Genomic DNA, 25021 nt, shown 5'->3' on the forward strand with positions numbered 1-25021 from the left:
CGAGCCTGCGCTCATGGCATCGAGTCTGCGCTCTGGGCGGCTTTTCGCGAGAGACGCCGACCCTGGACGCAGACTCGACGCGGGGCCATGCACATCCTGCTGGCCACCATCCTGGCGCTGACGGGCTGCTCGGGAGGTGCGCAGCTGACCCCGTCGGCCGGTGGGAGCGCCGCGTTGGGCACCGCCAGCGACATCAATCCGCAGGATCCCGCCACCCTGCGGGACGGCGGCAACCTGCGACTCTCGCTCGCCGAATTTCCGCAGAACTTCAACATGCTGCACATCGACGGCAACACCGCCGAAGTCGGCGCGATGATGAAGGCCACGATGCCGCGCGCCTTCATCGTCGGTCCTGATGGCTCGACGACGGTCGACCACGACTTCTTCACCAGCGTCGAACTGACTAACACTGCGCCACAAGTGGTTACGTACACCATCAACCCCAAGGCGGCGTGGTCGGACGGTTCACCGGTCACCTGGCGCGACATCGCCAGCCAGATCCACGCCCTGAGCGGGGCGGACAAGACGTTCGAGATCGCCGCCCCGGGCGGCGCCGACCGCGTGGCATCGGTGACCCGCGGTGTCGACGACCGGCAGGCGATCATGACCTTCGCCAAGCCATACGCCGAGTGGCGCGGGATGTTCGCCGGCAACGGAGCTCTGTTTCCCGCCAGCATGACCGCCACACCCGAGGTGTTCAACAAGGGCGAGCTCAGCGCGCCCGGCCCGTCGGCCGGCCCGTTCATCGTGTCCTCGGTGGACCGCACCGCGCAGCGAATCACGTTCACCCGCAACCCGAAATGGTGGGGCACCCGGCCCCGTTTGGACAGCATCACCTACCTGGTCCTCGATGAAGCCGCGCAGCTGCCCGCGCTGCAGAACAACACCATCGACGCGGCGGGAGTGGGCTCACTCGACCAGCTGACCATTGCGCAGCGCACCAAGGGCATCTCGATCCGGCATGCCCCCGCCCCGAGTTGGAGCCACTTCACCATCAACGGCGCCCCCGGGGCGATCCTGGCTGACAAAGCGCTGCGGATGGCCGTGCTGAAAGGCATCGATCGGCAGACCATTGCCAAGGTCGCCCTGCATGGCCTGGTCAGCGATCCTACGGCGCTGAACAACCACATCTACGTCGCCGGGCAGGAGGGCTACCAGGACAACAGCATTGCCTATGACCCCGAGCAGGCCAAGCGCGAACTCGATGCGCTGGGTTGGCAGCTGCACGGTCAGTTCCGGGAGAAGAACGGTCGGCGGCTGGCCATCCGCATCTTGTTCTACGACGCGTTGACGTCGCGGCAGTTCGCCGAGGTGGCACAACACGGCTTGGCGCAGATCGGCGTCCAACTCGAGCTGGAAGCCAAGTCCGGCAACGGCTTCTTCAGCAACTACGTCAACGTCGGTGACTTCGACATCGCGCAATTCAGCTGGGTCGGCGACGCGTTCCCGTTGTCCGCGCTGAACCAGATTTACCAGTCCGACGGCGACAGCAACTTCGGCAAGATCGGCAGCCCGGAAATCGACGACGCCATCGAGCGCACGCTCGCCGAACTCGACCCGGTCAAGGCCCGCGCGCTGGCCAACCAGGTCGACAAACTCGTCTGGGACGAAGGATTCAGCCTGCCGTTGACCCAATCCCCGGGCAACGTCGCGGTGTTGAGTACCCTGGCCAATTTCGGGGCCCGGGGCCTGGCCGACGTCAACTACACCGCCATCGGGTTCATGCGGAGCTGAGCCGACGTCGGCGCTGGCAGACCGGCAGCGCGCCCTCGGCGGCAACCGCCATGTCGATCGCTTTCCACAGCAAACGCAGCGGTGCGCGCGCCGGAAGCGCGTCCAGCGCCTGCGCCTGGCTGGGCAGCCCGGCGATATCGTCGCGACACACCGCGCGGGCGATCGCCAGCGCGGCGGGTTCGCGAAAGTCCAGCGCGCTGTGCGCCACGGTCGGAAGTGTCAGCAGCACGGCATCGGGCAGCAGCGACGCGACGCGCTGTGCCACGGCCGGTGGCGTGACGAGATCGCGCCCACCGGAGACTACGACGGTCGGCCAGGTGAATTTCGGCAACTCGGCTATCAGGTCGTACGGCTCGGCCTCAAAAGCCGCGTCGAGACCGGGCCCCGTGGGCAGTGTTTCCCGCGCCGCCACGGCGGGGTCCAATGGCAGGCCATCGGGCTGGGCAGCATAGTCGAGTTCACGGAACGCGATGCGGCTCACCAGGTCGATCTCGTAGCGGTACGGCGCCTCGCGGCTGACCATGGTGGTAAACCGGGATAGGCTGCGCCACAGCATGATTCGGCCGTCAAGCAGCAGGTCGAGTTGGCGGTCGAGCAGATCGGTCCCGCCGTGGCCGTATACCGTCGCCGCGATCTGTCCCGCCGACGCGGTCATCACTCCGGCGTCCACGAGTCGACGAACCTTGGGCGCCAACGGGTTATCGCCGTTCAAGAACAACCCGCGGATGGCGTCGCGCACCACGCCGATGTCGTCGTGGGACAGCAACGGCGAATCGAGCACCATCGCCCGCACCCGGCCGGGGTGCCGCACCCCGAGGCCCGCCGCGATGTAGGTGCCGTACGACGTGCCGTAAACGATGGCCTGGTCCACATGGGCGTCGTCGAGGACCGCGGCCACGTCGTCGACCACCTGCTCGACGGTGAGCGCTTGCGGCGGCAGGTCGGCGCCGGAGTCGTCGTGCCGCGACATTCCCACCCCGCGGTGCTCGATCATGATGACGTCCAGCCCGGCGGCCGCGGCCCGCCGCCGCAGACCCTGGTAGAGCCGCAGCGACGCCACTCCCGGGCCGCCGGGAATGATCACCAGCGGGTGCGCGGATTTGCGGCCGGTGCGCACGTAGTAGAGATCGAAGTGTTCGTCGCCGCCTGGGGATATCGGCCGGCGTACCGGCCGCACGCCAGGCAGTGCCGCCAGCTTGTCATGGACCTTGCGCCGCTTCGCATCCATCGTCATCGGTATCGGGCCGCCGTCATCAGTCCCATTCTGCCGAGACCGCCTGTGTGTGGCCTAAGTTAGGCGCGGATCAGATCGGCGGCCTTCTCGCCGATCAGCACCGACGGAGCGTGGGTGTGCCCACGAACAGTGCCGGGCATCACCGAGGCGTCCGCGACGCGAAGCCCGTCGACTCCGCGGACCCGAAGCTGCGGATCGACGACGCTGGCCTCGTCAAGGCCCATCCGACAGGTGCCCAGCGGGTGATAGAGCGTGTGCGAGCACGTCTGCAGAGCCAGTTCAAGGGTGGCATCGTTCAGTTCGGTGCAGCCGCGCGGCCGCGCGATGGACCCGAGCAGCCTGTTGAGCGCGGGCGCTTGGGCGATCTCGGTGCAAATTCGCAGCCCCGCCATCATCGCGGTGCGGTCGAGGCCGGCGGGATCGGACAGGTAGCGCGGATCGATGATCGGTTTGGCGAACGGATCGGCGGACCGCAGCGTGATCTGGCCGCGGCTTTCCGGCGCCACCAGGATCGGCCCGAACACCACCCCGTGGCCGGGCGGCTCGACCAGCAGGCCCTCGTCGTAAAACGGCGCGGGCGCAAAGATCAGCTCGAGGTCGGGCAGCTCTAGATCGGGCCGGCTGCGGACGAAGCCGTACGCCTCACCGACATTGGACGTGAGCATGCCGCGCCGGCGCAGCAGGTAGTTGAGCAGTTGCTTCGGCGTTTCGGCAGCGGCGAGGCTGTCGTCGTCGACCTCGAAGCCCAGCACCGTCACGAGATGGTCGAGCAGGTTCTGTCCGACTTGCGGTGCGTGGCGGACGATGTCGATACCGTGCCCGACGAGATGGTCGCGGTCGCCGACGCCGGAGAGCATCAGCAGTTGCGGGCTGTTGATTGCACCGCCGCAGAGCACGACCTCGCGGCGAGCGTGGGCGACGTGTGTCTGGCCGTCACGTTGATATTCCACCCCGACGGCCCGGGTTCGTTCGATGACGACTCGCGTCACGTGGGCACCGGTGAGCACGTCGAGGTTCTTGCGGTTCATCACCGGCTGCAGGTAGGCGTCGGCAATGCTACACCGGGCGCCCCGGCGCTGGGTCACGACAGTCTCACAGAATCCTTCCGGCGCAGCGGAATTTGGCTTTGCAGTCGGAAACCCGCACTCACGAGTGGCCTCTAACCACGCCGAGGTCGACGCCCGGGAGCTGCGCTGGCGAGAAATGTGCAGCGGACCCGACACCCCGCTGTCGTCGCCGCTGACGAAGTGCCATGCGTCGGTGACGTTCTCGATACGACGGTAATATTCGAGCACCTCAGCAGAGGACCATCCGGGACCGGCCTGTGCGGCCCACTCGTCGTAGTCGGCGGCGAATCCGCGCACCCACATCATCGCGTTCATCGCCGACGATCCGCCCAGCACTTTGCCTCGGGGCCAATAGATTTCGCGGTTGGCCAGCGGAGTCTGGGGTTCGGTCAGGTAGTCCCAATCGACCTCGCTGCGGAACAGCTTGGAGAAGGCCGCCGGTATTCCGATGAACCTGTTCTTGTCGCGGGGACCCGCCTCCAGGGCCAGCACCGAAGCCGCCGGGTCCGCGCTCAGTCGATTGGCCACGACCGACCCGGCCGAGCCCGTACCGACCACCACGTAATCGCTCTGAGTGTCCATGCTTCGGGGCCGAGTCTATGACGCGCGGGCCGAGAAGCGGTCTCTATATTTTGAGATCGATGCGGTGCGCGCCCTTGACGACGTCGTAGCGGTCAGGGTCGCAGGTCAGCACGATCACCTGACCGTCAGCAGCCAAGCTGTCGAACACCTCACCCATCCTGGCCAGCCGGTCCGGATCGGTGAACCCGAGCGCGTCGTCGATGACCACCGGAACGGCGTCTTCCTTGGCGACCAGCGCCGCACCGGCCAACCGAGCCAGGATGCCGAGTTGCTCTTTCGCCCCGCCGGATAGCGAGTCATAGGGCACCGTGGTGCCGTCCAGGGTGCGACTCCGGATGCATAAGTCGCTGTCGATGTCGACCTCGAAAGTTGGCCCGAACACCGGAGTGCCGAGGCGCTGTAGTTCTGCCCGGTAGGGCTCGACATACCGCAGCCGGGTCGAGTCGCGATGCCGCGCCATCGTCGTGCGCAACAGCGCCGCGGCCCTGGCGCGCTCGCCGATCCGGGTGTGCTGGCTGGCGGCATGTTCGCGCTCGATCTCGGCGGCGTCCAGCTTGCCCTGGCGGCCCTCGCTCCCGATCACCGAGAGTTCGATATCGATCTCGCGCAGCGTCCGCGCGGCGTCTTCGTAACGAGCGCTCAGCGACTCTGCCGCCTCGGCGGCCTCGGCCAATTCGGCGGCCACGGCGTGCGGGCACGCGGCCGAGAGTTGCTCGGCCAGCTCGGCGACCTTGGCTTCCGCCGTGTGCGCCCCCCGCTGCGCGGCCTCCGCCGCTGCTGCCAGCTCGTGGTCGCTGACCGCCGTCCGTTCGTGGGCCAGTCTCGCGGTGGCCGCGTCCAGCTCTGCGCGCTGAGCTTCCACGTTATTCCGTAAAACCGTTGCCTGCGTGGAGCTTTCCGTAAGGATGTGAGCGGCCGCGGCCGCGCTTTGCCGGTGCAGCTCCCATTCGGTCTGCGCTGTCGCCCGCGCCGCCTCGGCCGCGTCGAGCTCGGCACGCGCGGTGCCGCTGTCCAGCCCGAAAAGATCGGGTTCGGCGGGCTGACCGGCACGCAGCTGCGCCAGGCGTGCCCGCAATTGGTCGGGCTGCTCGTCACCGCACACGCCGGCCAGGGTGGCGGCGAGCTGGTCGCGGCGGCTCTGCAGGTCGCGTCGGCGCTGCTCGGCCGCGCGGGCGGCGGCCAGGTCGGCCACGTTGCCGGCCTCCAGCGCGGCGGCCAACTCCTGTTGCGCCGCAGCGTGTTTGGCCTGAGCATCGGCAGCGGTGGCGCCCGGGGTGATGCGCGCCGTGAGGATGCCGGGAACCTCCACCTGAGTGGGGTGGGCGGCGGTCAACAACCACGTCTGGCCGGCCGACAGCGGTACCCGCTGCTGACCGACCGTGAGTTCGATGTCGGCGGTGGCGGTGAATTCGACTGCCGCGCACATCGATTCCAGCCGTCCCCCGGTATGGTCGACGGCGGCCGCGACGGTTTCGATTCGCCGCAGCAGCTCCTCGTTCATCGTGCTTTCGGCAAGCTCGCAGCCGATTTTTTCGCGGTCAGCGTCGAGGGCCTCGATCTTGGCCAGCCGGGCGCTCAGCCGGTCGGCCTCGGCACGGTCGGCGAGCTGACTGACTACGCGGCCGGCGGCTTCGGCGCGGGTGTGCGCCGCGCTCAGCGCTTGGGTGGCGTACTCAAATGCGGCGTCGGCTGCCTCGGCATCGGTGCGCGCCGTCGCGTGCGCTTCGGCGGCCGTCTGCGCTTCAGCCTCGGCTGCGCTGACAGTTGCTGTGCGCGTGCCGATTTCAGTGAGCAGTTGTTGCCGTCCGGTGTGCGCGGCCGCTGCTGCCTCGCGCGTCGCGACGGCGGCGACGGCGATCAGCTTGGCTTCGTGGGCGTGTTCTTCGAGGGCGGCGATCTTGTCGGCCGCGGCCTGCGCGGCGGTGAGGCGCGGCGCGGCGGCAAGCCGCTGCTGGGATACCTCGGCCACCTGCTCGGTCAGGCTGGCGTGACGACGCACCCGCTCGTCGACCTCGGCGACGGCGTTGGCGCAGTCGGCGACCGCGGCCTCGGCATCGGCCAATCGGGAGATCGCCGCGGCCCAGTCGCCGGTGGGTCGTCCGGTCGGGGTGAAGTAACGCGCATACTCGGTGTCGATGCGCTCGACGAGCAACGGCTCGGTGCCCGACAGGGCGGCGTCATCACCAGCGGCGACGTCCAGGGCGCGGGACAGCGCGTCGCAGCCGGACAGGTCGACTGCCGCCGTCGACGACGATTGCATTACCCGCTGGGCATGCCACAGGTTGGTGTCCACCGTCTCGCCGAGCATCGCCAGCACCCGCTCGTGGGCTTCGTCCCCGGTGAGCTGTTCACGGCGCGGCGCCAGCACCGTCAACTCCGTCTCGCATTTCTTGTGGAAACGCTTGCGGTATACGAAACGATAAGGGCCGCTGCTGATTTCGGCGGTGACCTCGGCGCCGACATCGGCGTTGGTCGGCTTGACCTGTTTGACTTCCTTCTTGGTCGAGCGATCCTTGGACTCCAGCAGCAGATCCAGGGCCTCGATCATCGACGACTTACCGATCTCGTTGGCGCCGCACACCACCACCACCCCGTGGTCGGGGAATTCGATCTCCCGGTGCGCGATCCCGCGGTAATTGGACAGGACCAGCCGATGCAGTCTCATGCCGCACCTCGATCGGCGAGGCGCAGCAACAACGCCAGCGCCGCCTGGGCGGCCGCGGCCGATTCGGTGTCACCCGCGCGGGCCGCCTGTACTAATTCTTCGACGGCCGCAGCGGCGAAACCTCCGATACCGAGGTCGGCGAATTCGCCGTCGGCCGGTATGACCACCAGGTCGGTGTGGCTGTCCCAGATGTGCAGATGCGCGAACAGCCGCGCGTATTTATCCAGGCAGCCGTCCAGCGCCGCGCGGTCGGTGACGGTCAACGAACCGGTCAGGGCCAGCCGTACGACGGTGCGTTCTTTCCCGGTCAACAGATCCAGGTTCAGGTCGAGGTCGGCGACGTCGCGGCTGGTATCCAAGGGCCGGCGCAGCGTGACGAACCGCCAATGACCGACGTGGCGGGCCTCGACGGTGACGGGACGTTCCGACTCGTCTTCGTCGATGTCGACGACCAGGACGTGGCCGGGATTGGATTCGACGTCGTCGAAGTTGGTGGGTTCCGGCGAGCCCGAGTACCACACCCGGCCGCTACCGCCGACGCTGGTGAGCGAATGCTTGTCGCCCAGGGCCACATAATGCAGTGCGCCGCGGGCCAGCGCGTCGTCGAGCGCGGCCAGCCGGATCAGCGAGGGCTTGTCGCGGTCGGGGTCGAGCACGTCGACGCCGCCATGGGCCACCAGCACCCGGGTGACCTGGTCTGCGGCCGGGGCGCCCAGCACCGCCAAAGCCTCAGCCACGAGGTCGACGGTCGGGGCTTTGGATCGCCATGGCGCGGCGACGATCTCGACGCCCGGCCGGACCTGGTGGACGCCGGCCCGGTCGAGCACCACGACGTTGTCCGGGCACTCGGCTTTGAACAACGAGCTGGTGTACACCGACGACGCGTCGAGCGGGTCGTGGTTGCCGGGCAACAGGTAGACCGGAATTCCAATGGCGCGCATGGCTTCTAACGACTGACCGATCACCCGCGGGGCGAGCTGGTTGTGCTCGAAGACATCCCCCGCGACGACGACGAACTCGGCGCCCACCTCGGCGGCCAGCGCACCCAGGCCGGCCACCGCGTCACGGCGGGCCGCCGAGTAGCGCGGCTGGGCCTCACCGGCAAGGAAGTGCCGGGTCATGCCCAACTGCCAGTCGGCGGTGTGCAGGAATCTCATCTCCGGGATCTCGCCTCTCTCGAACCTTCGGACTTGCGTGCCGTGAGTTTAGGTCGGGGCGCCGACAACTTCGGGGACGCGCACCGCGCGCTGGACGGCGAGTTGCCCGAGCTGGTTTGATACGCAGAGCATGTATCAGGAGTTTCGCCCCGATCGACGGTTGCTGCAGTTGGTGGAGTGCGGGTGGCGCGGTCGGCCACCGGGGTTGTCCGCGTGATACCCGACGGTCGTGTGGACCTGTTTGTCAAATCGCCGGGTGACGTGATGATCGCCGGTCCGCCACGACTTTCTATGACCTACAGGTGGCGAACGACGTGCTGGCTGGCTTGCGGTTACGGCCCGGCGCGGCGGCGGCCGTCCTGGGCCGGCCCGTCAGCGAGTTCACCGACCAACTGATCCCGGCGCACTCAACGTTCGGTGCGGCCGTCGAACGGGCGACCGAGAAGGCGCTCGCCGCAACGACTCCCGTTCAGCGCGTGCTGGCCCTGCAGAACCTGGTGCTCGACCGTCTCGCCGATCGCGAGCCATCGGTCGACGTCGCGGTCACCCGGGCGATCGGGATGCTGCAACGCCACCCCCTCCGGCAGGTGTCCGAGCTGGCCGCCGTGCTCGACCTCAGCGAACGACAACTGCGCCGCCGCTTTGCCGTCGCCGTCGGCTACGGCCCCAAACGGTTCGGACGGATCCTTCGCTTCCAACGCCTGTTGGACTTGACCCACCATCGCGGAGACCGCGCCTCATGGGCGGAGTTGGCCGTCGAGGCACGCTATACGGATCAACCGCACATGATCAATGAGTGCCGTGCGCTTGCGGGAACGTCCCCCGTCGGCTGCTTGCTGACCCAACAACCGCGAAAACTGTTGCCCTCGAATCCTTCCGGTTGATCGAAACGGGTGATGTGCAGCTCGCCGAACGAATCATCGCGCCCGACTACGTGAATGAGGAAGCCGGGGACGATCCCGAAGACGTCCAACGGCAGCTTCCCGGGCCGGCGGGATTCCTGGCGGCCAGCCAATGGCTCCGGGACGCATTCTCCCACCTGAGTTTTGAACTGCAGGAGAGCGCTGTCGAAGATCACGTTGTGATGGTCGCCGCGATCATGACCGGCGAACACACCGGACAGTTCAACGGGATTCCCGCCACTGGCAGGCGAATCCACCATAAACAGGTGCACATCTTCTCCGTCGCCGACGGCCGCATCGCCCGGCACCGCGCGGTGCGTGACGACCTGGGTCTGTTGCTGCAACTCGGGTGGCGGCCGGGCGGCTAGTGCGCTCCGGTCGTCTCTACCCTTCGCGGACCGAGGCGCGCGAATACCCGAGATGCGCGAGAATATTCGCGTGGACGACTGGGCCGAGACCGACCTGGCGTGGGAACTGGCCGAGATCGCGAGCCTCCACCTTCCTGAGCGCGACCGCACCGTCGTGTACACCGCTATCGGCGCGGGCTATTCCTACACCGCGATCACCAAGCTGCTCGAGACAATTGACGGCGCGAACATGCCGGTACCCGCCGCGCTTGTCGAAAGGCTCGTCGACTGGCTGCGCGCGTACGCACACCACGACAGCGCAGCCTATCTGCGCGAGCTGCTGGACTCCATCAGGTCGGTGAGCTGATCGAGGGCGTGCCCGCCTGCGCATCAACTCCATTCGCGGGATGCTCGCGCGGGCGGTTCGCTCGTTTTGAGGAGTGGAAACCAGGGCGCTCCCCGTAGAGGGCGATAGTCGGCGACGGCGAATGCGGTTACAGCCGCTGAGATCAGCGCACAGTAAACGCCGGGCGCACGGGTGGCATGTTCGGGAAAATCGAAAATCAGCCAGGCCAACAGCAACATCGAAGTGGTGTTGAGCAAGTCGGTGGCGGCGATAACCGATAGATCAGGGCGGCCAGCACCGTAGTGCCCACCGGTGATCGCGGTGGCGATTCCGAACACGCCAGCGACCAGGAACAACGCGGCGGCCACCGTGTTGAACTCCCAACCGGTCTTTCGGACGCCCTGAACGTCTGCCCACGGCAGGAAGACCGACGCTATCAACAGTGCGCCACCCAGGCCGACGATCAGCCGTTGGTATACGAGCGTTTTTGCAGCCATGTCCGTCCTCCGGGTGATCGCGGCGGGCGGCCCGCCTCCGGTGTCATAACAAGTGTTATTCCTTGTCCTGACCATAACGATGGTTATGGCATGATGTCAATGATGACTTCGGCCGACACATTGAGCACGCGGGACCGCCTGGTGGCCGCCGCCTTGGCCGTGCTCGAGAGAGACGGGCCGGGGGCGATTCAAGCGCGAACACTGGCGGGTGAGATCGGCGCGTCCACGATGGCGGTGTACACGCACTTCGGCGGCATGCCCAAGCTGATCGAAGCGGTGATGCGGGAAGGGCTTGCGCGCTTCGCCGAGCACACTCGCGGGGTGCCCCACACCGACGATCCGATGGCTGATCTCATCGCCGGCGGCCTGGCCTACGGCGAGTTCGCGATGAAAAACCCACAACTGTATCGGTTGCTGTTCGGCCTCACCGACCTTGGTGGAATCCCTAAGCCTTCAGCCGGGGCGGCCACCCCGTGGGATCTCGCCGAAGGAGTCGACGCATTGTCGGTGTTGGTCAGTGCGGTCGAGCGGGTCATCGAGGCCGGGCGGATCCGACCGCAGGAGCCGACCCCTGCGGCCACCCAGATCTTGAGTGCCACCCACGGATTCGTGCTGCTGGCGATGAGCGGATTCATCGACCCCCAAGGACTGCAAGGCGTGCTGCTCCCACTGGCGATCAACCTGATGGTCGGTCTTGGCGACTCACGCCGGCGTGCCGAACGCTCCCTGGCCGCCGCGCTCAACGCGCGCGCGGCTCAGGGGCAAAATGAATCACACCGTGGGGGCGGCTGACTCGAGCGGCGATGCTCGGGACGGCCAGCACAGACATCTTGGGACCCCACGGCAAATCCTGACGGCACGGACCTAAGGTGTCTGAAAATGAACGATGAGCGCACGCTGCTGCTGATGCGGCACGCGAAGTCTGACTACCCGCCGGGTGTCGTCGACCATGACCGCCCGTTGGCGCCCCGCGGACGTCGGGAGGCCGGACTGGCCGGAGACTGGCTGCGCGCCACTGTGCCCGTCGTTGACCGCGTGCTGTGCTCCACAGCGACGCGCACCCGACAGACCTTGGCGTGCAGCAAGATCGACGCGCCCGTGCAATTTATCGACCGGCTCTACGGAGCCAGCCCTGGGACGGTGATCGACGAGATCAACGGCGTCGCCAACGACACCGTCGGCACCCTGCTCGTCCTCGGGCACGAACCGACTACGTCCGCGGTGGCGATCCTGCTTTCTGGCGAAGGCACCAACGCCGAAGCACTGGAACGAATTTCGATCAAGTTCCCGACGTCGGGGATCGCGGTGCTGCGCGTGCGGGGTGGCTGGGAACTCGTCGAGCCCGGCAGCGCCGCACTGACCGACTTTCACGTCCCCCGCTAGACGAGACCGTCACGAGTTGGTCGCGAGGGTCAGCTCCATGAGCTTGAGGGCCTGCGAACACGCGTCGATGCCCGGCGCCTGCGGGTTGACCCACCAGCCGACCACGCCGGCAGCGTCACTGGCGACACCGCAGGCACCGTTGGGGTCGTCCGGGCGCATCAGAATCGAATTCACACCCTGGATGGTGCGTGATTCGACCTTGTAATTGAGGTATTCGGCCACTTTGCGCTCGTTGTTGAGGCTGCCCTGCTCGAACCAGAACCGGGTGATGTCGATCAGCCCGGCCGGGTTTTGTGCCTGCCACCGGCAGATGGCGCCGACGAAGGTGCTCTGGATGTCAAGCGGATCGGCACCCACGGTCTTGGCCAGGATGTCGGTGGTCAGCACCTCACATTCCTTGAGCAGGTTCGGATACTGCTGTTCGGAATTGTTGTTGCGAGGGACGTTGCCGCCCGCTTTGACCGCCGTACCGCCTATCGACCTCGAACAACCGGTCGACACCATCAGCGCGGCGAGCACCAGCGCGATAAGGCAACGCACACTTCGGTTTCCGGTCATTTCGAGTTCGCAATCGACTGACGGGCCAGTTCCCTGGCTATGTCGCACGGCGCCGGGAAGGGCTTTTGGCTGAAGCTGATCGACCATTCGATGAAGTCGTCCTGGAACTGGATTCCGACTTCGCACAACGAGTCACCCAGGTTCGCCTCGTTGCCGACGGCGATGAAACCACTGTGGCCGTCGATGTTGATGTCCTCCACGCTCGCGCGCGACAACTCCTCGGTCTTGCGTTCACGCCCGATGGGGCTGCCGCGGTACCACGAGAAAGAAAAGTGCGGGCCCAGGATACCGCCGCCCGCCAGCCATTGGCATCCGACGGAATTCTTGGCGGTGTTGATCAACCCCGTGACCTTGGTCAGGTCCGCGACCGCCTGGTCGCTGATGCCGCCGCACTGGGGGAACATCGGGCCGTGGTGGCCTTCCCCGCCCGCCGTCGGCGACGCCGTCGCTCCCGGTTTGTTGTCACCACCATTGGAGCAACCAGCAACGGCCAGAATCAGAGCCGCCAGAGCCGCGACGACCGCCCGGCCCGGTGCCTTCACGTCACGCCGCACGGCCACCTCGTCTACTGCTGGTCACAGATGCACTCTAGCGGCAGCCCACCGGGTCAACCACCGACACACGACCTGATCAGGCATTTCAGCGCCCCCGGCGAAGCCCGTGCCGACTCCGGGCCCGCAGGCGGTGGTGTGCGACAGTTACCCAATGCTCCTGGCAATCCTGCGCCAGTACATTCGGCCGTATCGTCGGTTCGTCGCGGTGCTCATGCTCCTGCAGCTGACCAGCACCCTGGCGTCGCTGTACCTTCCGACGGTCAACGCCACGATCATCGACGACGGTGTCTCCAAAGGCGACACCGCGACCATCCTCCGCCTCGGCGTGTTGATGCTGGGAGTCAGCGGGCTGCAGGTGGCGTGCGCGGTCGGGGCGATCTACGTCGGCTCGCGGATCGGCACCGGCTTCGGCCGTGACCTGCGCGGGGCGGTGTTCGAACATGTCATCACGTTCTCCGAGCAAGAGACGGCCCGATTCGGCGCGGCGACCTTGATGACCCGCAGCACCAACGACGTCCGCCAGATCGTGTTCCTGGTGCAGACGACGGCCACCGTGCTGGTGACAGCGCCCATCATGTGCATCGGCGGAATCGTCATGGCCATCCACCAGGAGGCCGCGCTGACCTGGCTGCTGTTGATCTGTGTGCCGGTCCTGGTGGTGACCAATTACTGGGTCATTTCGCACATGCTGCCGCTGTTCCGCGCCATGCAAAGCATGATCGACGCCGTCAATCGCGTGATGCGCGACCAACTTTCCGGCGTGCGGGTGGTCCGGGCGTTCACCCGGGAAGGCTTCGAGCGGGACCGGTTCGCGCGGGCCAACGTCGACCTGTCCAATACCGCGCTGCAAGCCGGTAATTGGCAAGCCCTGATGCCACCGGCGACCACGCTGATCGTCAACGTGTCCAGCGTCGCGCTGATCTGGTTCGGAGGGCTACGCATCGACCACGGCCAGATGCAGGTCGGCTCGCTGACCGCTTTCCTGTCCTACTTCGGACAGATCCTGATGGCGGTGATGATGGCGACGATGACCCTGATGGTGCTGCCGCGGGCGTCGGTCTGCGCCGGGCGGATCAACGAGGTACTGTCCACGCACCCCGCCGTGCAGAGCCCGGCCAACCCGGTGTTTCCGCCCGCCGGCATCACCGGCGTAGTTCGCCTGGAAGACGTGGCGTTCAAGTATCCCGGCGCGGATCGCCCAGTGCTAGAGGACATTTCGTTCACTGCGTTGCCCGGCACCAGCACCGCGATCGTCGGCAGCACCGGCTCGGGCAAGTCGACGCTGGTATCGCTGATCTGCCGGCTCTACGACGCCACGGCCGGCGCCGTCCTGGTCGACGGCATCGACGTTCGCGATTACCAGACCGAACGGCTCTGGTCGGCGATCGGGCTGGTGCCGCAGCGCGGCTACCTGTTCTCCGGCACCGTCGCCGACAATCTGCGGTACGGCGTGAGCCCGGACCAAGAAGTGACCGACGAGGACATGTGGGACGCGTTGCGGGTGGCCGCCGCCGACGACTTCGTGGGCCCGCACGGTTTGCAGATGGGTGTGGCCCAGGGCGGAATCAACTTTTCCGGCGGGCAACGTCAGCGGTTGGCGATCGCCCGAGCCGTCATCTCCCGCCCGGCGATCTACCTGTTCGACGACGCGTTCTCCGCGCTGGACGTGCACACCGACGCGCGGGTCCGCGCGGCACTGCGGCAGGAGTCCGGAGGTTCGACAGTTATCGTTGTAACACAACGGATTTCGACCGCATGCCAGGCCGATCAGGTGATCGTGGTCGACAACGGGAAGATCGTCGGTGTGGGCAGCCACGAATCACTGCTGACGGACTGCGCCACCTATGCGGAGTTCGCCGCCTCGCAGTCGGTGGCCGCCGAAGTCGGCGGCGCGCAGTGACTGTGACCATGAGCGTGCGGCCACGCGGCGCGGCGCCACCGCCAGCCGCGATGCGGGCGCGCGATTTCTGGGGTTCGGCGACGCGGCTGGTGAAGTGCCTTGCGCCGCAACGGGGACCGAGCCTGGCGGTGATGACGCTCGGCATCACGGGCACCGCGATCGGGGTCATCGTTCCGCGAGTCCTGGGCCACGCCACCGATCTGCTGTTCAACGGCGTGATCGGACGACGGCTGCCGGCCGGCATCACCAAGGCGCAGGCCGTCGCCGCGGCCCGGGCGCGTGGTGAGGGCACCTTCGCCGACCTGCTGTCCCGGATGAACGTGGTGCCCGGCCAAGGTGTGGACTTCGGCGCGGTGGCCCGCACGCTGATGCTGGCCGTGACGCTGTATCTGGTTGCCGCGCTGTTGATGTGGACCCAGGCGCGGTTGTTGAACGTCACCGTCCAGAGGACGATGATCACGCTGCGTTCCGACGTGGAGGACAAGGTGCACCGGCTGCCGCTGTCCTTCTTCGACGCGCGCCAGCGCGGCGAGCTGCTGAGCCGGGTCACCAATGACATCGACAACCTGCAGTCGTCGCTGTCGCTGACGATCAGCCAGTTGGTGACCTCGATCCTGAGTGTGATTGCGGTCCTGGCGATGATGGTGTCGATCTCACCGCTACTCGCGCTGATCACCTTGCTGACGGTGCCGTTGTCGCTGCTGGCCACCCGCGCCGTCACCCGACGTTCCCAGCGGCTGTTCATGGCCCACTGGACCAGCACGGGGCGGCTCAACGCCCACATCGAAGAGACCTATAGCGGGTTCACACTGGTCAAGACCTTCGGCCACCAGGCCGCGGCCAGAGAACAGTTCCGCAGGCTCAACGACGACGTGTACCGGGCCAGCTTCGGCTCTCAGTTCATCTCGGGCCTGGTGCAACCGGCCACCATGTTCATCGGCAACCTTGGCTACATCGCGGTGGCGGTGGTGGGCGGCGTGCAAGTGGCGACCGGACAGATCACGCTCGGCAGCATCCAGGCGTTCATTCAGTATGTGCGGCAATTCAATACGCCGATGTCGCAGGTTGCCATGATCTACAACACGCTGCAGTCCGGGGTGGCCAGCGCCGAGCGGGTGTTCGAATTGCTCGACGAGCCCGAGCAAGCACCCGACCCCTCGTCGCCACTGCCCGGCAGCGAGGGCCCACGCCCAACGGGCCGTGTCGAATTCCAGCACGTCAACTTCGCCTACTACCCGGGCCACCCGGTGATCCACGACCTGTCGCTGGTGGCCGAACCGGGCAGCACCGTCGCGATCGTCGGACCGACCGGAGCGGGCAAGACCACGCTGGTGAACCTGCTGATGCGGTTCTACGAGGTCGATTCCGGACGAATCCTGATCGACGGCGTCGACATCGCCTCGGTGAGCAGGCAATCGCTGCGATCACGCATCGGCATGGTGCTGCAAGACGTCTGGCTCTTCGACGGAACGATCGCCGAGAACATCGCCTACGGCCGGCCCGACGCCACCGAGGACGAGATCACCGAAGCGGCTCGGGCCGCCTACGTCGACCGGTTCGTCCATACCCTGCCGGCTGGCTACCAGACACGGATCAGCGGCGACGGCGGCAACCTGAGCGCCGGCGAGAAACAGCTCGTCACGATCGCCCGCGCCTTCCTGGCTCGCCCGCAGTTGTTGATCCTCGACGAGGCGACGAGTTCCGTGGACACCCGCACCGAGGTGCTCATCCAACGGGCTATGGGTGAGCTTCGCCGCGATCGAACGAGTTTTATTATCGCCCACCGGCTTTCGACGATTCGCGGAGCCGACCGCATCCTGGTGGTGGAGGCCGGCAGGATCGTGGAGCAGGGCAATCACGCCGACCTGCTGGCCCGCCGCGGCGCGTACTACGCGATGACGCAGGCGTCGACGTAACCCGCATCAACTCCGAGGCGGGTCGCGCCGTTATCGAGGCGGCTCCAAGAAGTTCTCAAGAAGTCTTTGAGGATCCATCAAGGGCCTGCACGAATTCTGAACTGATCCAGGGCTGGACCCCCACAACGAAGGATCGGAAAGCATGTCTGCACACCGCCTCATGTCAGCCGTCGCCGCCGCCGGCGTCGTCCTCGCGGTCGCAACGGCCGGCAGTGCCTCGGCCAGCACCGCCGACGACGCATTCATCGCGCAGATGAAGGCGGTGGGTATCTCGTTCTCCTCGCCTCAGGAGGCGGCCCGCGAAGGTAACCAGGTGTGCCAGGAACTGGCCGCCGGCAAGACCGGCAGCCAAATCGCCGATGAGGTGGTCAGCCAGACGGACCTGACCTCCAAGCAGGCGGCCGTCTTCGTCGACGACGCGACCAGGATTTACTGCCCGCAGTACGCCACCGAGTCCGCCTGAGCCGGCGATGGGCGATCCGGCCCATCCGGCGAAACTGCGTCCAGGGCGCAAGAACCCGTCGAAAACACGCCCTGCGCGCAGGCTCGATGCCACGGACGCAGACTCGATCGCGCGGCGGACAACCATCAGGCTGCGTAGCCGAAACTGGTTTGTCGTCCGAACCCATGGGGCCCTGCAGCCGACCCGCGCGACGGCTGTGATCGCGCTAAGTCTCTCCAAGGATTCGTAAAGATAACGATTAGGGCAACGTCGGAACCTTTTCTCAACAAGCCACACCGCCACCGAGCGGAACGAGAAAAGGGACCACAATGAACACCAGCAAGAACACCGGGAACCTCACCAAAATCGCCCGCGCCGCGATCCTCATGGTCGCCGCCAGCGGTGTCGCGCTGGGACTGTCCAGCCCGGCCGACGCCGCTTCGGGCACCATGTACGGCGACCCCACCGCCGCCGCCCAGTGGTGGCGTCACCAGGAGTACGACGACTGCGTGATCATGTCCAGCGCCGATGTGATCGGTCAGGTCACCGGCAAGGAGCCATCCGAGCAGGCCATCGTCAAAAAGGCCCAGTCCACCCCCAGCACCCGCCACTCCGGCTCGATCTACATCAAGCCGGCCAACCAGAAAGACCCGAACACGGGCATGGGCACCTCGATGCTGGACGTCCCGACGCTACTGGCCCAGTACAACGTCAACGCCGTGGCCAGCGACAAGGAGTACTCCGCCAAGACCGGCGTCCCCGCCGGCATCGAGGGACTCGAGCAACTGCTCAGCGGCGGCCACAAGATCATCGTCGAGGTCAACGGCGAAATGATCTGGAACCAGCCCATCGAGAACAAGGACGAAAACGGCAACCCCGAAGGCGACCACGCAGTGGTAGTGACCGGGATCGACACCGCGAACAACATCGTGCACCTCAACGACAGCGGCATCAAGACGGGCCGCGACGAGCAGATCTCCATGCAGCTGTTCATGAAGTCGTGGGACACCGCCGGCGAGATGGTGGTCGTCACCACCTAAATGTCAGCCGCAAGACGCCGCGACGGCGGGCAGCCACCCCGATGCATGCACCTCGGGCCGGGCTGCCCGCCCTTCGCGTTTCCGGTTGAACGCCAAGGCAATTCGCTCCAAGGATTCGCAGAGATAACGATTAGGTCAACGTCGGAACCTTTACTCAACAAGCCAACGCCGCAACGAGCGGTACGAGAGAAGGAACCACCCATGATCACCTACAAGATGGCAAAGATCGCCCGCCTCGCCATCCTCGTCCTGGTTGCCAGCGCGGTCGCCCTGGGATTGTCCAGCCCGGCCGATGCCGCTTCGGGCACCACATACGGCGACCCCAGCACGGCCGCCCAGTGGTGGCGCCTACAGCAGTACGACGACTGCGCCATCATGTCGAGCGCGGACGTGGTCGGTCAGGTGACGGGCAAGGAGCCCTCGGAGCAGGCCATCATCAAGAAAGCCCAGTCCACTCCGAGCACGGTCCACTCCGGCTCGATCTACATCAAGCCGGTCGACAAGAAAAGCGAGGGCATGGGCACCATGATGTGGGACCTGCCGACACTGCTGGCCCGGTACAACGTCAACGCCGTGGCCAGCAACAAGGAGTACTCCGCCAAGACCGGCGTCCCCGTCGGTATCGAGGGACTCGAGCAATTGCTCAGCGGCGGACACAAGATCATCGTCAGCGTCAACGCCGAAATGATCTGGCACCAGCCCATCGAGAGCAAGGACGAGCACGGTAACCCGGTATCCGATCACGCGGTGGTGGTAACCGGTATCGACACCGTCAACAACGTGGTGCACCTCAACGACAGCGGCATCAAGACCGGTCGCGACGAGCAGATCTCCATCCAGCTGTTCGTGGAATCCTGGGACACCAGCGGTGAGCGACTGGTCGTCACCACCTAAATGTCCGCTAGTCACTGCCCACTGTCTCGTGTCCGGTTGAACACCAAGCTGATTCACGTGAGTTGCGATGATCTCGTTGACACGGCAAGCATTTCAGCCATCCCGACGGCCGGTACCGCGAAACGGCAGCGGTACCGCGGGTGACGGTGCTGCGCACCCCAACACGGTGCGCGAGATTTTCGATTTCTTCCGGATCGGGGAAGTTGGTACCACAATGTCAATCACTATGTCGTCGTCGATCACGATGTCAGGTGGTGGCACCGTATTGGCAGCTTGGCAGATGAGGCCGCAGAGCACCCGGAAGGGCTGGTAGCGCGATGGTGGACAAACGCCTCGAATTCGGTGTGCTCGGGCCGTTGGAGATGAGCGTCGACGGCGCCCTGGTGCCGCTCGGTACCCCCAAGCAGCGGGCGGTGCTGGCCATGCTGGTGATCAACAGGAACCGGCCCGTCGGCGTCGATGCGCTCATCACCGCACTGTGGGAGGGGTGGCCCCCGTCGGGGGCGCGGGCAAGTATCCACTCCTACGTCTCGAATCTGCGCAAGCTTCTCAGCGCGGTCGGAATCGATCCGCGAGTGGTATTGGCCGCGGCACCGCCGGGTTACCGACTCAACATCCCCGACAACACTTGCGATCTCGGGCGGTTCATCGCGGAAAAGACCGCGGGTGTGCACGCGGCCGCTTCCAGCCGGTTCGAACAGGCCAGCCGGCACCTGTCGGCCGCGTTGGCGGAGTGGCGCGGCCCGGTGCTCGAGGACCTGCGTGACTTCCAGTTCGTCGACAGCTATGCGACCTCGCTGGTGGAGGACAAAGTTCTAGTCCATACCGCGCAGGCTGAAGCCGAAATCGCTTGCGGACGTGCGGCGTCCGTGATCGCCGAACTCGAGGCCCTGACAGCCGAACACCCCTACCGGGAACCGTTGTGGGCGCAGCTGATCACCGCCTACTACCTCACCGACCGCCAGTCCGACGCACTGGCTGCCTACCGCCGAGTGAAGACAACGCTCGCCGACGACCTGGGCATCGACCCGGGCCCGAACCTTCGCGCGCTCAACGAGCGGATTCTGCGCCAGGAATCGCTCGATGTGAAGACGTCCGCCAAGACCACCGCCGCGGGCACCGTCACGGTGCTCGATCAACGCACCCAGGTTTCCGGCCAGAAAGTCGTCGCCTACCTGCACGAAGCCAACGGCCATAGCTACCCGCTGCAAGCGGCGGCGACCCGGATCGGGCGGCTTTCCGACAACGACATCGTCCTCGACAGTGCCAACGTCAGCCGACACCACGCCGTCATCGTCGACACGGGCACCAACTACATCATCAATGACCTGCGGTCGTCGAACGGCGTGTATGTGCAGCACGAGCGAATCCGGTCCGCCGCCACACTCAAAGACGGGGACCACATCCGTATCTGCGACCACGACTTCACCTTTCAGATCGCGGCTCGGCCTGGCGCCAGCGGGTAGTGCCGAATGCGGTTGCCGGCCAACATGTTCCGGCTATGCGCCCGCGGCACGCTGGCATCAGCAGCAAGATTTTCGACGCGGCGCCCAGTTCGGCGGCAGGTGCCACCTGAGACGTCGCCGATACCCCGCGGGCAGGTCGGATGGCGGCCTAGCGTCAGCATGACTGTCGCGGTTGCGGGACCCGCGAGGTTGTCGAGGCCGTCAGCCCACCGGTTTGTCGCAAGGTTGATATTGTCGGCGGGGTCACGGGTTGGTTTGGAGGGCAACGATGAGCGAGGCATCCGGCTCGCGGGTGGGAACGATGTTCGGGCCCTACCACCTCAAGCGGCTGCTGGGCCGCGGCGGGATGGGCGAGGTCTACGAGGCCGAGAACACCGTCAAGGAATGGCCCTGCGCAGTCAAGGTCATGACCGGGGAGTTCAGCAAGGATCCGGTGTTTCGCGAGCGGATGAAACGCGAAGCGCGCACCACCGGCCGTTTGCAGGAACCCCACGTCGTGCCCATCCACGACTACGGCGAAGTCGACGGGCAACTGTATTTGGAGATGCGCCTCATCGACGGCGTGGACCTGGACAGCATCCTCAAACGCTTCGGCCCGCTGACCCCGCCCCGCGCGGTGGCCATCATCAGCCAGATCGCTTCCGCTCTGGACGCCGCCCACGCCGCCGGCATCATGCACCGCGACGTCAAACCCCAGAACATCCTGGTCACCCGCGACGACTTCGCCTACCTGGTGGACTTCGGCATCGCCAGCGCCACCACCGACGAGAAACTCACCCAACTGGGCACCGCGGTAGGCACCTGGAAATACATGGCCCCCGAACGGTTTTCCAACGACGACGTCACCTACCGCGCCGACATTTACGCCCTGGCCTGCGTGCTGCACGAGTGCCTGACCGGGGCCCCGCCGTATCGGGCCGACAGCGCCAGCATGCTGGTCACCGCCCACATGTTGGATCCCATTCCCCAACCCAGCACCGCCCGCGCCGGTATTCCCAAGGCGTTCGACAGCGTCATCGCGCGCGGCATGGCCAAAAAGCCCGGAGACCGCTACGCCAGTGCCGGTGATCTGGCCCTGGCCGCCCACGAGGCGCTTAGCACGCCCGACCAGGACCACGCCGACAACATCGTGCGCCGCAGCCAGGAAGCCACCCTGCCCGGCACCATTGCCGCAACCCAGGTGCCGACCCGGGCCACGACGCCACCGCCTGGACCCGTCGCGCCACCGCCTTACCCCAACCAAGGCGGTTCGGGGCCCCTGGGCACTGCGCCGCCGTCGGGACCGATCCCGCAGCCGGCGCAGGCAGGGCCGGCACAGGGCCCCTCATGGGCACCGGCCGGCGGGCCGAGCGGGCCCACCCCGCAATATCAGGGTGGCGGTTGGGGCGGCCAGCCCCCGAGCGCGCCACCGCCCCAACAGTTCACCGGCGGACCGTCCTGGAACCAGGGACAGCCCCGCAAACAGCGCAACCCGTGGCCCATCGTCGCCGGTGTGATCGCGCTTGTGATCGTCCTCGTGATCGCCGGGGTGGGTATCTGGCTGGCCAACCAGCCCGACGACAACAAACCAACCGCGACCACCACGAGCACCAGCCCCACGACCACGACCACGACCAGCCCGTTCAGCTCCACGGTGACGACCACCCCGACCAACGACCTACAAAGCAAACTGCTCTCCATGCTGCCCAACGGCTACAGCAGCGGCGCATGCACGCCGACGACGCCGAAGTCAGGCAGCATCTGGGTGAAGTCCGTGGCCATGGTCGACTGCTCGCAGAACGACCTTCAGGGCGGTCCAAGTCGTGCGGTCTATGGGCTCTTCTCCAACCCCGACGTGCTCAAGCAGGCCTTCAACGACGACATCGCGGCCGTGCAGCTGGCGGACTGCCCGGGCGCGGGACCGTCGCCAGACGGCTGGCACCACGACAAGACCCCGACGGTGACCGCCGGAATGATCGCATGCGCCACCTACAAGAACCATCCGAACGTGATCTGGAGCAACGAAGCCAAAGTGATGCTCTGTGATGTCTTCGGGGACCCCGCCACACTGGCGGATCTGTACACCTGGTGGACAAAGAACAGCGGCTAACCCGACGAATTCTGTGTCATCGCAACGCTTCTGGCGCGACCCCGTCGCCGTTGGCCCCTTTGGCATCTGGGCGCCGAATGCACCGTCGCGAGCCTACGCCTAAGGGGCGCAACAGAATCAGCGTGATTCCACTTGACTGCGCGGACACCTGCATGGCGAACCCGGCCATTTTCCCGCGGCCGAGCCCGGTCGGGCGGCGCGCCCGGGAGCGGGTTGCCCGTCCTAATTGCCGAGACCGCTTGTTGCGATTCACCGGCCAACCCGCAGGTTGTTGATAACCTCGGCGGGGTCGGGGTTGGTTTGGAGGGTCAGTGATGAGCGAGGCGCCGGGCTCGCGGGCGGGGTCGATGTTTGGGCCCTATCACCTCAAACGCGCCTTGGGCAGTGGCGGAATGGGCGAGGTCTACGAGGCCGAGCACACCGTCAAGGGGTGGACCGTCGCGGTCAAGCTGATGTCGGAGCAATTCAGCAACGACCCGGTGTTCCGCGAGCGGATGAAGCGTGAAGCCCGCACCGCCGGTCGTTTGCAGGAACCCCATGTGGTGCCGATCCATGACTACGGCGAACTCGAGGGACAGCTGTATCTGGAGATGCGGCTGATCCAGGGCATCAATCTGGACACCCTGCTCAAGCGCTATGGCCCGCTGACACCGCCGCGCGCGGTGCCCATCATCACCCAGATCGCCTCGGCCCTGGATGCCGCCCATACCGCCGATGTCATGCACCGCGACATCAAGCCGCCGAACATCCTGGTCACTCCGAATGATTTCGCCTACCTGGTCGACTTCGGCATCGCCAGTGCCAAAACCGACGAAAAACTCACGCAGCTCGGCGCCCCGGTGGGCACCTGGAAATACATGGCCCCGGAACGGTTTTCCAACGTCGAGCCCGACTTCCGCGCCGACATCTACTCGTTGGCCTGCGTGCTGTACGAGTGTTTGACCGGGACGCCGCCCTACCCGTCGGACAATGCCGGCGTACTGGTCAGCAACCACATGATGGACCCCATCCCGCGGCCCAGCCTCGCGCGCTCGGGCATCCCCAAGGCGTTTGACGACGTCGTGGCTCGCGGCATGGCCAAAAAGCCCACGGACCGCTACGACAGCGCGGGTGATCTGGCCCTGGCCGCCCATGAGGCGCTCAGCACTCCCGACCAGGACCAGGCCGTCAACATTTTGCGCACTAGCACGGAAGCCACCCTGCCGCGCTGGATGGGCACGTCACCTCCCGTCCAGAATCAGCCGCCGGCACCCGTGCCCCAGCCTGGCCCTACCAGGCCGGCATATCGCCCCCAACCGCCCCAGCCGGCCGAGCAGCCGAACTGGGCCCGCGCCAGCGGCCCCATCCCCCCCGCGAACCGCCCCGGCCCGGTGCCGGCGCAGGGCAGCGACGGCTGGGCCGGTCCGTCGCCCAGCGGACCGCTACCCCAGCACTTCGGTGGCCCCTCGCCCAGCGGGCCGGTACCCCAGCAGTTCAGCGCGCCCCCGCCCAGCGGTCCGCTACCCCAGCAGTTCAGCGGCCAGATGCCGTGGAACCAGCACCAACCGCAACCACCACGCAAACGCTGGCCCATCATCGCAGGCGTCGTCGCCCTTGTGGTCGCGATCGCCGTAGCGGCCATCGTGATCGCGATGTCCAACGGTGACAACAACAATCCCGTGCACGCGCAGACCACCACCACTTCCAGGACCACCACGACAACCACGACCACCACCACAACGACGACCACCCCGCCGACCACCACCACCACGACCCCCGAGGCGCTGGACCGGCTCATGAGAACGCTGCCGACGGGCTACGCGGCGGGCGTCTGCACACCGCAGACCGAACCGATGAAGGGCGCCGTGGTCTCGGTGAAGTGCGGCCAAAACACCGATACCAACGGCCCTCCGATCGCGGCGTATGGCCTGTATACGGACGTCAAGGGCGTGCAGGACGCGTTCACGGCCTTCATGGGAACCATCCAGCTGCAGAGCTGCCCTGGCGGAGGGGCCTCACCGGGCAAGTGGTGGCACAAGGCGGATCCGAACACCGTCCTCGGGCAGATCGCGTGTGGCGTCTACAAAGGCAGCCAGCCGCAGGTGATGTGGAGCAATGAGCAGAGCCTGGTGGTGTCGGTCGTCGGGGGCCCGACCCAGGGCGGCCAAGGACCGAACCTGGACGCCCTCTACCAGTGGTGGACGGGCCACTCGTGACAACCGTTGAGGTGATCTTGATGAATATCTTGAAAATTCCGGTTCAGAAGAAG

The 25021-nt window shown here is 66.3% G+C and carries 21 protein-coding genes; 14 read left to right on the forward strand and 7 right to left on the reverse strand.

Translation table 11 applies throughout. From position 1 onward, the window contains the following. The first annotated feature begins 87 nt into the window (after window positions 1-87). The gene (locus JO236_RS16550) at window positions 88-1734 is read left to right on the forward strand and encodes an ABC transporter family substrate-binding protein (RefSeq protein ID WP_293332478.1); all 1647 of its coding nucleotides are present in this window, start codon (window positions 88-90) and stop codon (window positions 1732-1734) included. Here JO236_RS16550 and JO236_RS16555 read toward each other — a convergent pair. From JO236_RS16555 to JO236_RS16570, 4 genes are read right to left on the reverse strand one after another with little or no spacing between them, the layout of a single operon-like run. Further along, the gene (locus JO236_RS16555) at window positions 1721-2968 is read right to left on the reverse strand and encodes an alpha/beta fold hydrolase (RefSeq protein WP_293332481.1); all 1248 of its coding nucleotides are present in this window, start codon (window positions 2966-2968) and stop codon (window positions 1721-1723) included. The two genes, JO236_RS16550 and JO236_RS16555, sit on opposite strands and share 14 nt — an antisense overlap. Window positions 2969-3027: 59 nt before the next feature. Next, window positions 3028-4617 carry a GMC family oxidoreductase gene (locus JO236_RS16560; RefSeq protein ID WP_293332484.1) on the reverse strand — a complete coding sequence of 530 codons (1590 nt, stop codon included), beginning with the start codon at window positions 4615-4617 and terminating at the stop codon, window positions 3028-3030. 43 nt (window positions 4618-4660) lie between these two features. Beyond that, window positions 4661-7282: an AAA family ATPase gene (locus JO236_RS16565; protein ID WP_293332487.1), complete on the reverse strand. Its 2622-nt coding sequence runs from the start codon at window positions 7280-7282 to the stop codon at window positions 4661-4663. Next, complete coding sequence (locus tag JO236_RS16570) at window positions 7279-8439, reverse strand: metallophosphoesterase family protein (protein WP_293332490.1); 1161 nt, start codon at window positions 8437-8439, stop codon at window positions 7279-7281. The genes JO236_RS16565 and JO236_RS16570 overlap by 4 nt, the downstream gene beginning before the upstream one ends. Before the next feature lie 302 nt (window positions 8440-8741). Here JO236_RS16570 and JO236_RS16575 point away from each other — a divergent pair, with 302 nt between their 5' ends. From JO236_RS16575 to JO236_RS16585, 3 genes are all read left to right on the forward strand, one after another. Next, entirely contained in the window at window positions 8742-9323 is a 582-nt protein-coding gene (locus JO236_RS16575) for a helix-turn-helix domain-containing protein (RefSeq protein WP_293332493.1), read from the forward strand. Further along, on the forward strand, window positions 9320-9709 hold the full coding sequence (locus JO236_RS16580; RefSeq protein ID WP_293332496.1) for an ester cyclase: 390 nt from the start codon (window positions 9320-9322) through the stop codon (window positions 9707-9709). The genes JO236_RS16575 and JO236_RS16580 overlap by 4 nt, the downstream gene beginning before the upstream one ends. Before the next feature lie 70 nt (window positions 9710-9779). Further along, the gene (locus JO236_RS16585) at window positions 9780-10055 is read left to right on the forward strand and encodes a hypothetical protein (RefSeq protein ID WP_293332501.1); all 276 of its coding nucleotides are present in this window, start codon (window positions 9780-9782) and stop codon (window positions 10053-10055) included. 23 nt (window positions 10056-10078) lie between these two features. On the opposite strand, the gene JO236_RS16590 is transcribed toward JO236_RS16585, so the two are convergent. Next, window positions 10079-10531 (reverse strand): hypothetical protein, encoded by a 453-nt coding sequence (locus JO236_RS16590; protein ID WP_293332504.1) that lies wholly within the window; start codon window positions 10529-10531, stop codon window positions 10079-10081. Window positions 10532-10633: 102 nt separating this feature from the next. On the opposite strand from JO236_RS16590, the gene JO236_RS16595 reads away from it, so the two are divergent. Together JO236_RS16595 and JO236_RS16600 are read left to right on the forward strand one after the other, a co-directional pair. Further along, window positions 10634-11323: a TetR/AcrR family transcriptional regulator gene (locus JO236_RS16595; protein WP_293332507.1), complete on the forward strand. Its 690-nt coding sequence runs from the start codon at window positions 10634-10636 to the stop codon at window positions 11321-11323. A gap of 87 nt (window positions 11324-11410) precedes the next feature. Then, entirely contained in the window at window positions 11411-11914 is a 504-nt protein-coding gene (locus JO236_RS16600) for a SixA phosphatase family protein (protein ID WP_293332511.1), read from the forward strand. 9 nt (window positions 11915-11923) lie between these two features. Here the strand turns inward: JO236_RS16600 and JO236_RS16605 are convergent, their stop codons facing one another. After that, window positions 11924-12472 (reverse strand): DUF3558 domain-containing protein, encoded by a 549-nt coding sequence (locus tag JO236_RS16605; RefSeq protein ID WP_293332514.1) that lies wholly within the window; start codon window positions 12470-12472, stop codon window positions 11924-11926. Further along, window positions 12469-13026: a DUF3558 domain-containing protein gene (locus JO236_RS16610; protein WP_293332517.1), complete on the reverse strand. Its 558-nt coding sequence runs from the start codon at window positions 13024-13026 to the stop codon at window positions 12469-12471. The genes JO236_RS16605 and JO236_RS16610 overlap by 4 nt, the downstream gene beginning before the upstream one ends. Before the next feature lie 151 nt (window positions 13027-13177). Here JO236_RS16610 and JO236_RS16615 point away from each other — a divergent pair, with 151 nt between their 5' ends. The 8 genes from JO236_RS16615 to JO236_RS16650 all read left to right on the forward strand — a co-directional run bounded on the left by JO236_RS16615 (window position 13178) and on the right by JO236_RS16650 (window position 24968). After that, window positions 13178-14926: an ABC transporter ATP-binding protein gene (locus JO236_RS16615; RefSeq protein ID WP_293332520.1), complete on the forward strand. Its 1749-nt coding sequence runs from the start codon at window positions 13178-13180 to the stop codon at window positions 14924-14926. A gap of 8 nt (window positions 14927-14934) precedes the next feature. Next, a complete protein-coding gene (locus tag JO236_RS16620; RefSeq protein ID WP_293332523.1) occupies window positions 14935-16842 on the forward strand; it encodes an ABC transporter ATP-binding protein in 1908 nt (635 codons plus the stop codon). 142 nt (window positions 16843-16984) lie between these two features. After that, the gene (locus tag JO236_RS16625) at window positions 16985-17305 is read left to right on the forward strand and encodes a DUF732 domain-containing protein (protein WP_293332526.1); all 321 of its coding nucleotides are present in this window, start codon (window positions 16985-16987) and stop codon (window positions 17303-17305) included. Window positions 17306-17613: 308 nt separating this feature from the next. Further along, window positions 17614-18324 (forward strand): C39 family peptidase, encoded by a 711-nt coding sequence (locus JO236_RS16630; protein ID WP_293332528.1) that lies wholly within the window; start codon window positions 17614-17616, stop codon window positions 18322-18324. Between the two features lie 201 nt (window positions 18325-18525). Then, complete coding sequence (locus JO236_RS16635) at window positions 18526-19218, forward strand: C39 family peptidase (RefSeq protein WP_293332531.1); 693 nt, start codon at window positions 18526-18528, stop codon at window positions 19216-19218. A 317-nt stretch (window positions 19219-19535) separates the two neighbouring features. After that, window positions 19536-20684, forward strand: a complete 1149-nt coding sequence (gene embR, locus JO236_RS16640) for an ATPase/transcriptional regulator EmbR (RefSeq protein ID WP_293332534.1) — start codon at window positions 19536-19538, stop codon at window positions 20682-20684. A gap of 268 nt (window positions 20685-20952) precedes the next feature. Further along, the gene (locus JO236_RS16645; protein ID WP_293332537.1) at window positions 20953-22773 is read left to right on the forward strand and encodes a serine/threonine-protein kinase; all 1821 of its coding nucleotides are present in this window, start codon (window positions 20953-20955) and stop codon (window positions 22771-22773) included. Between the two features lie 314 nt (window positions 22774-23087). Next, window positions 23088-24968, forward strand: coding sequence for a serine/threonine-protein kinase (locus JO236_RS16650; protein WP_293332540.1), 1881 nt, complete (start codon window positions 23088-23090; stop codon window positions 24966-24968). Window positions 24969-25021 lie beyond the last annotated feature (53 nt).

Source organism: Mycobacterium sp. (assembly GCF_019247635.1).
Classification (GTDB): domain Bacteria; phylum Actinomycetota; class Actinomycetes; order Mycobacteriales; family Mycobacteriaceae; genus Mycobacterium.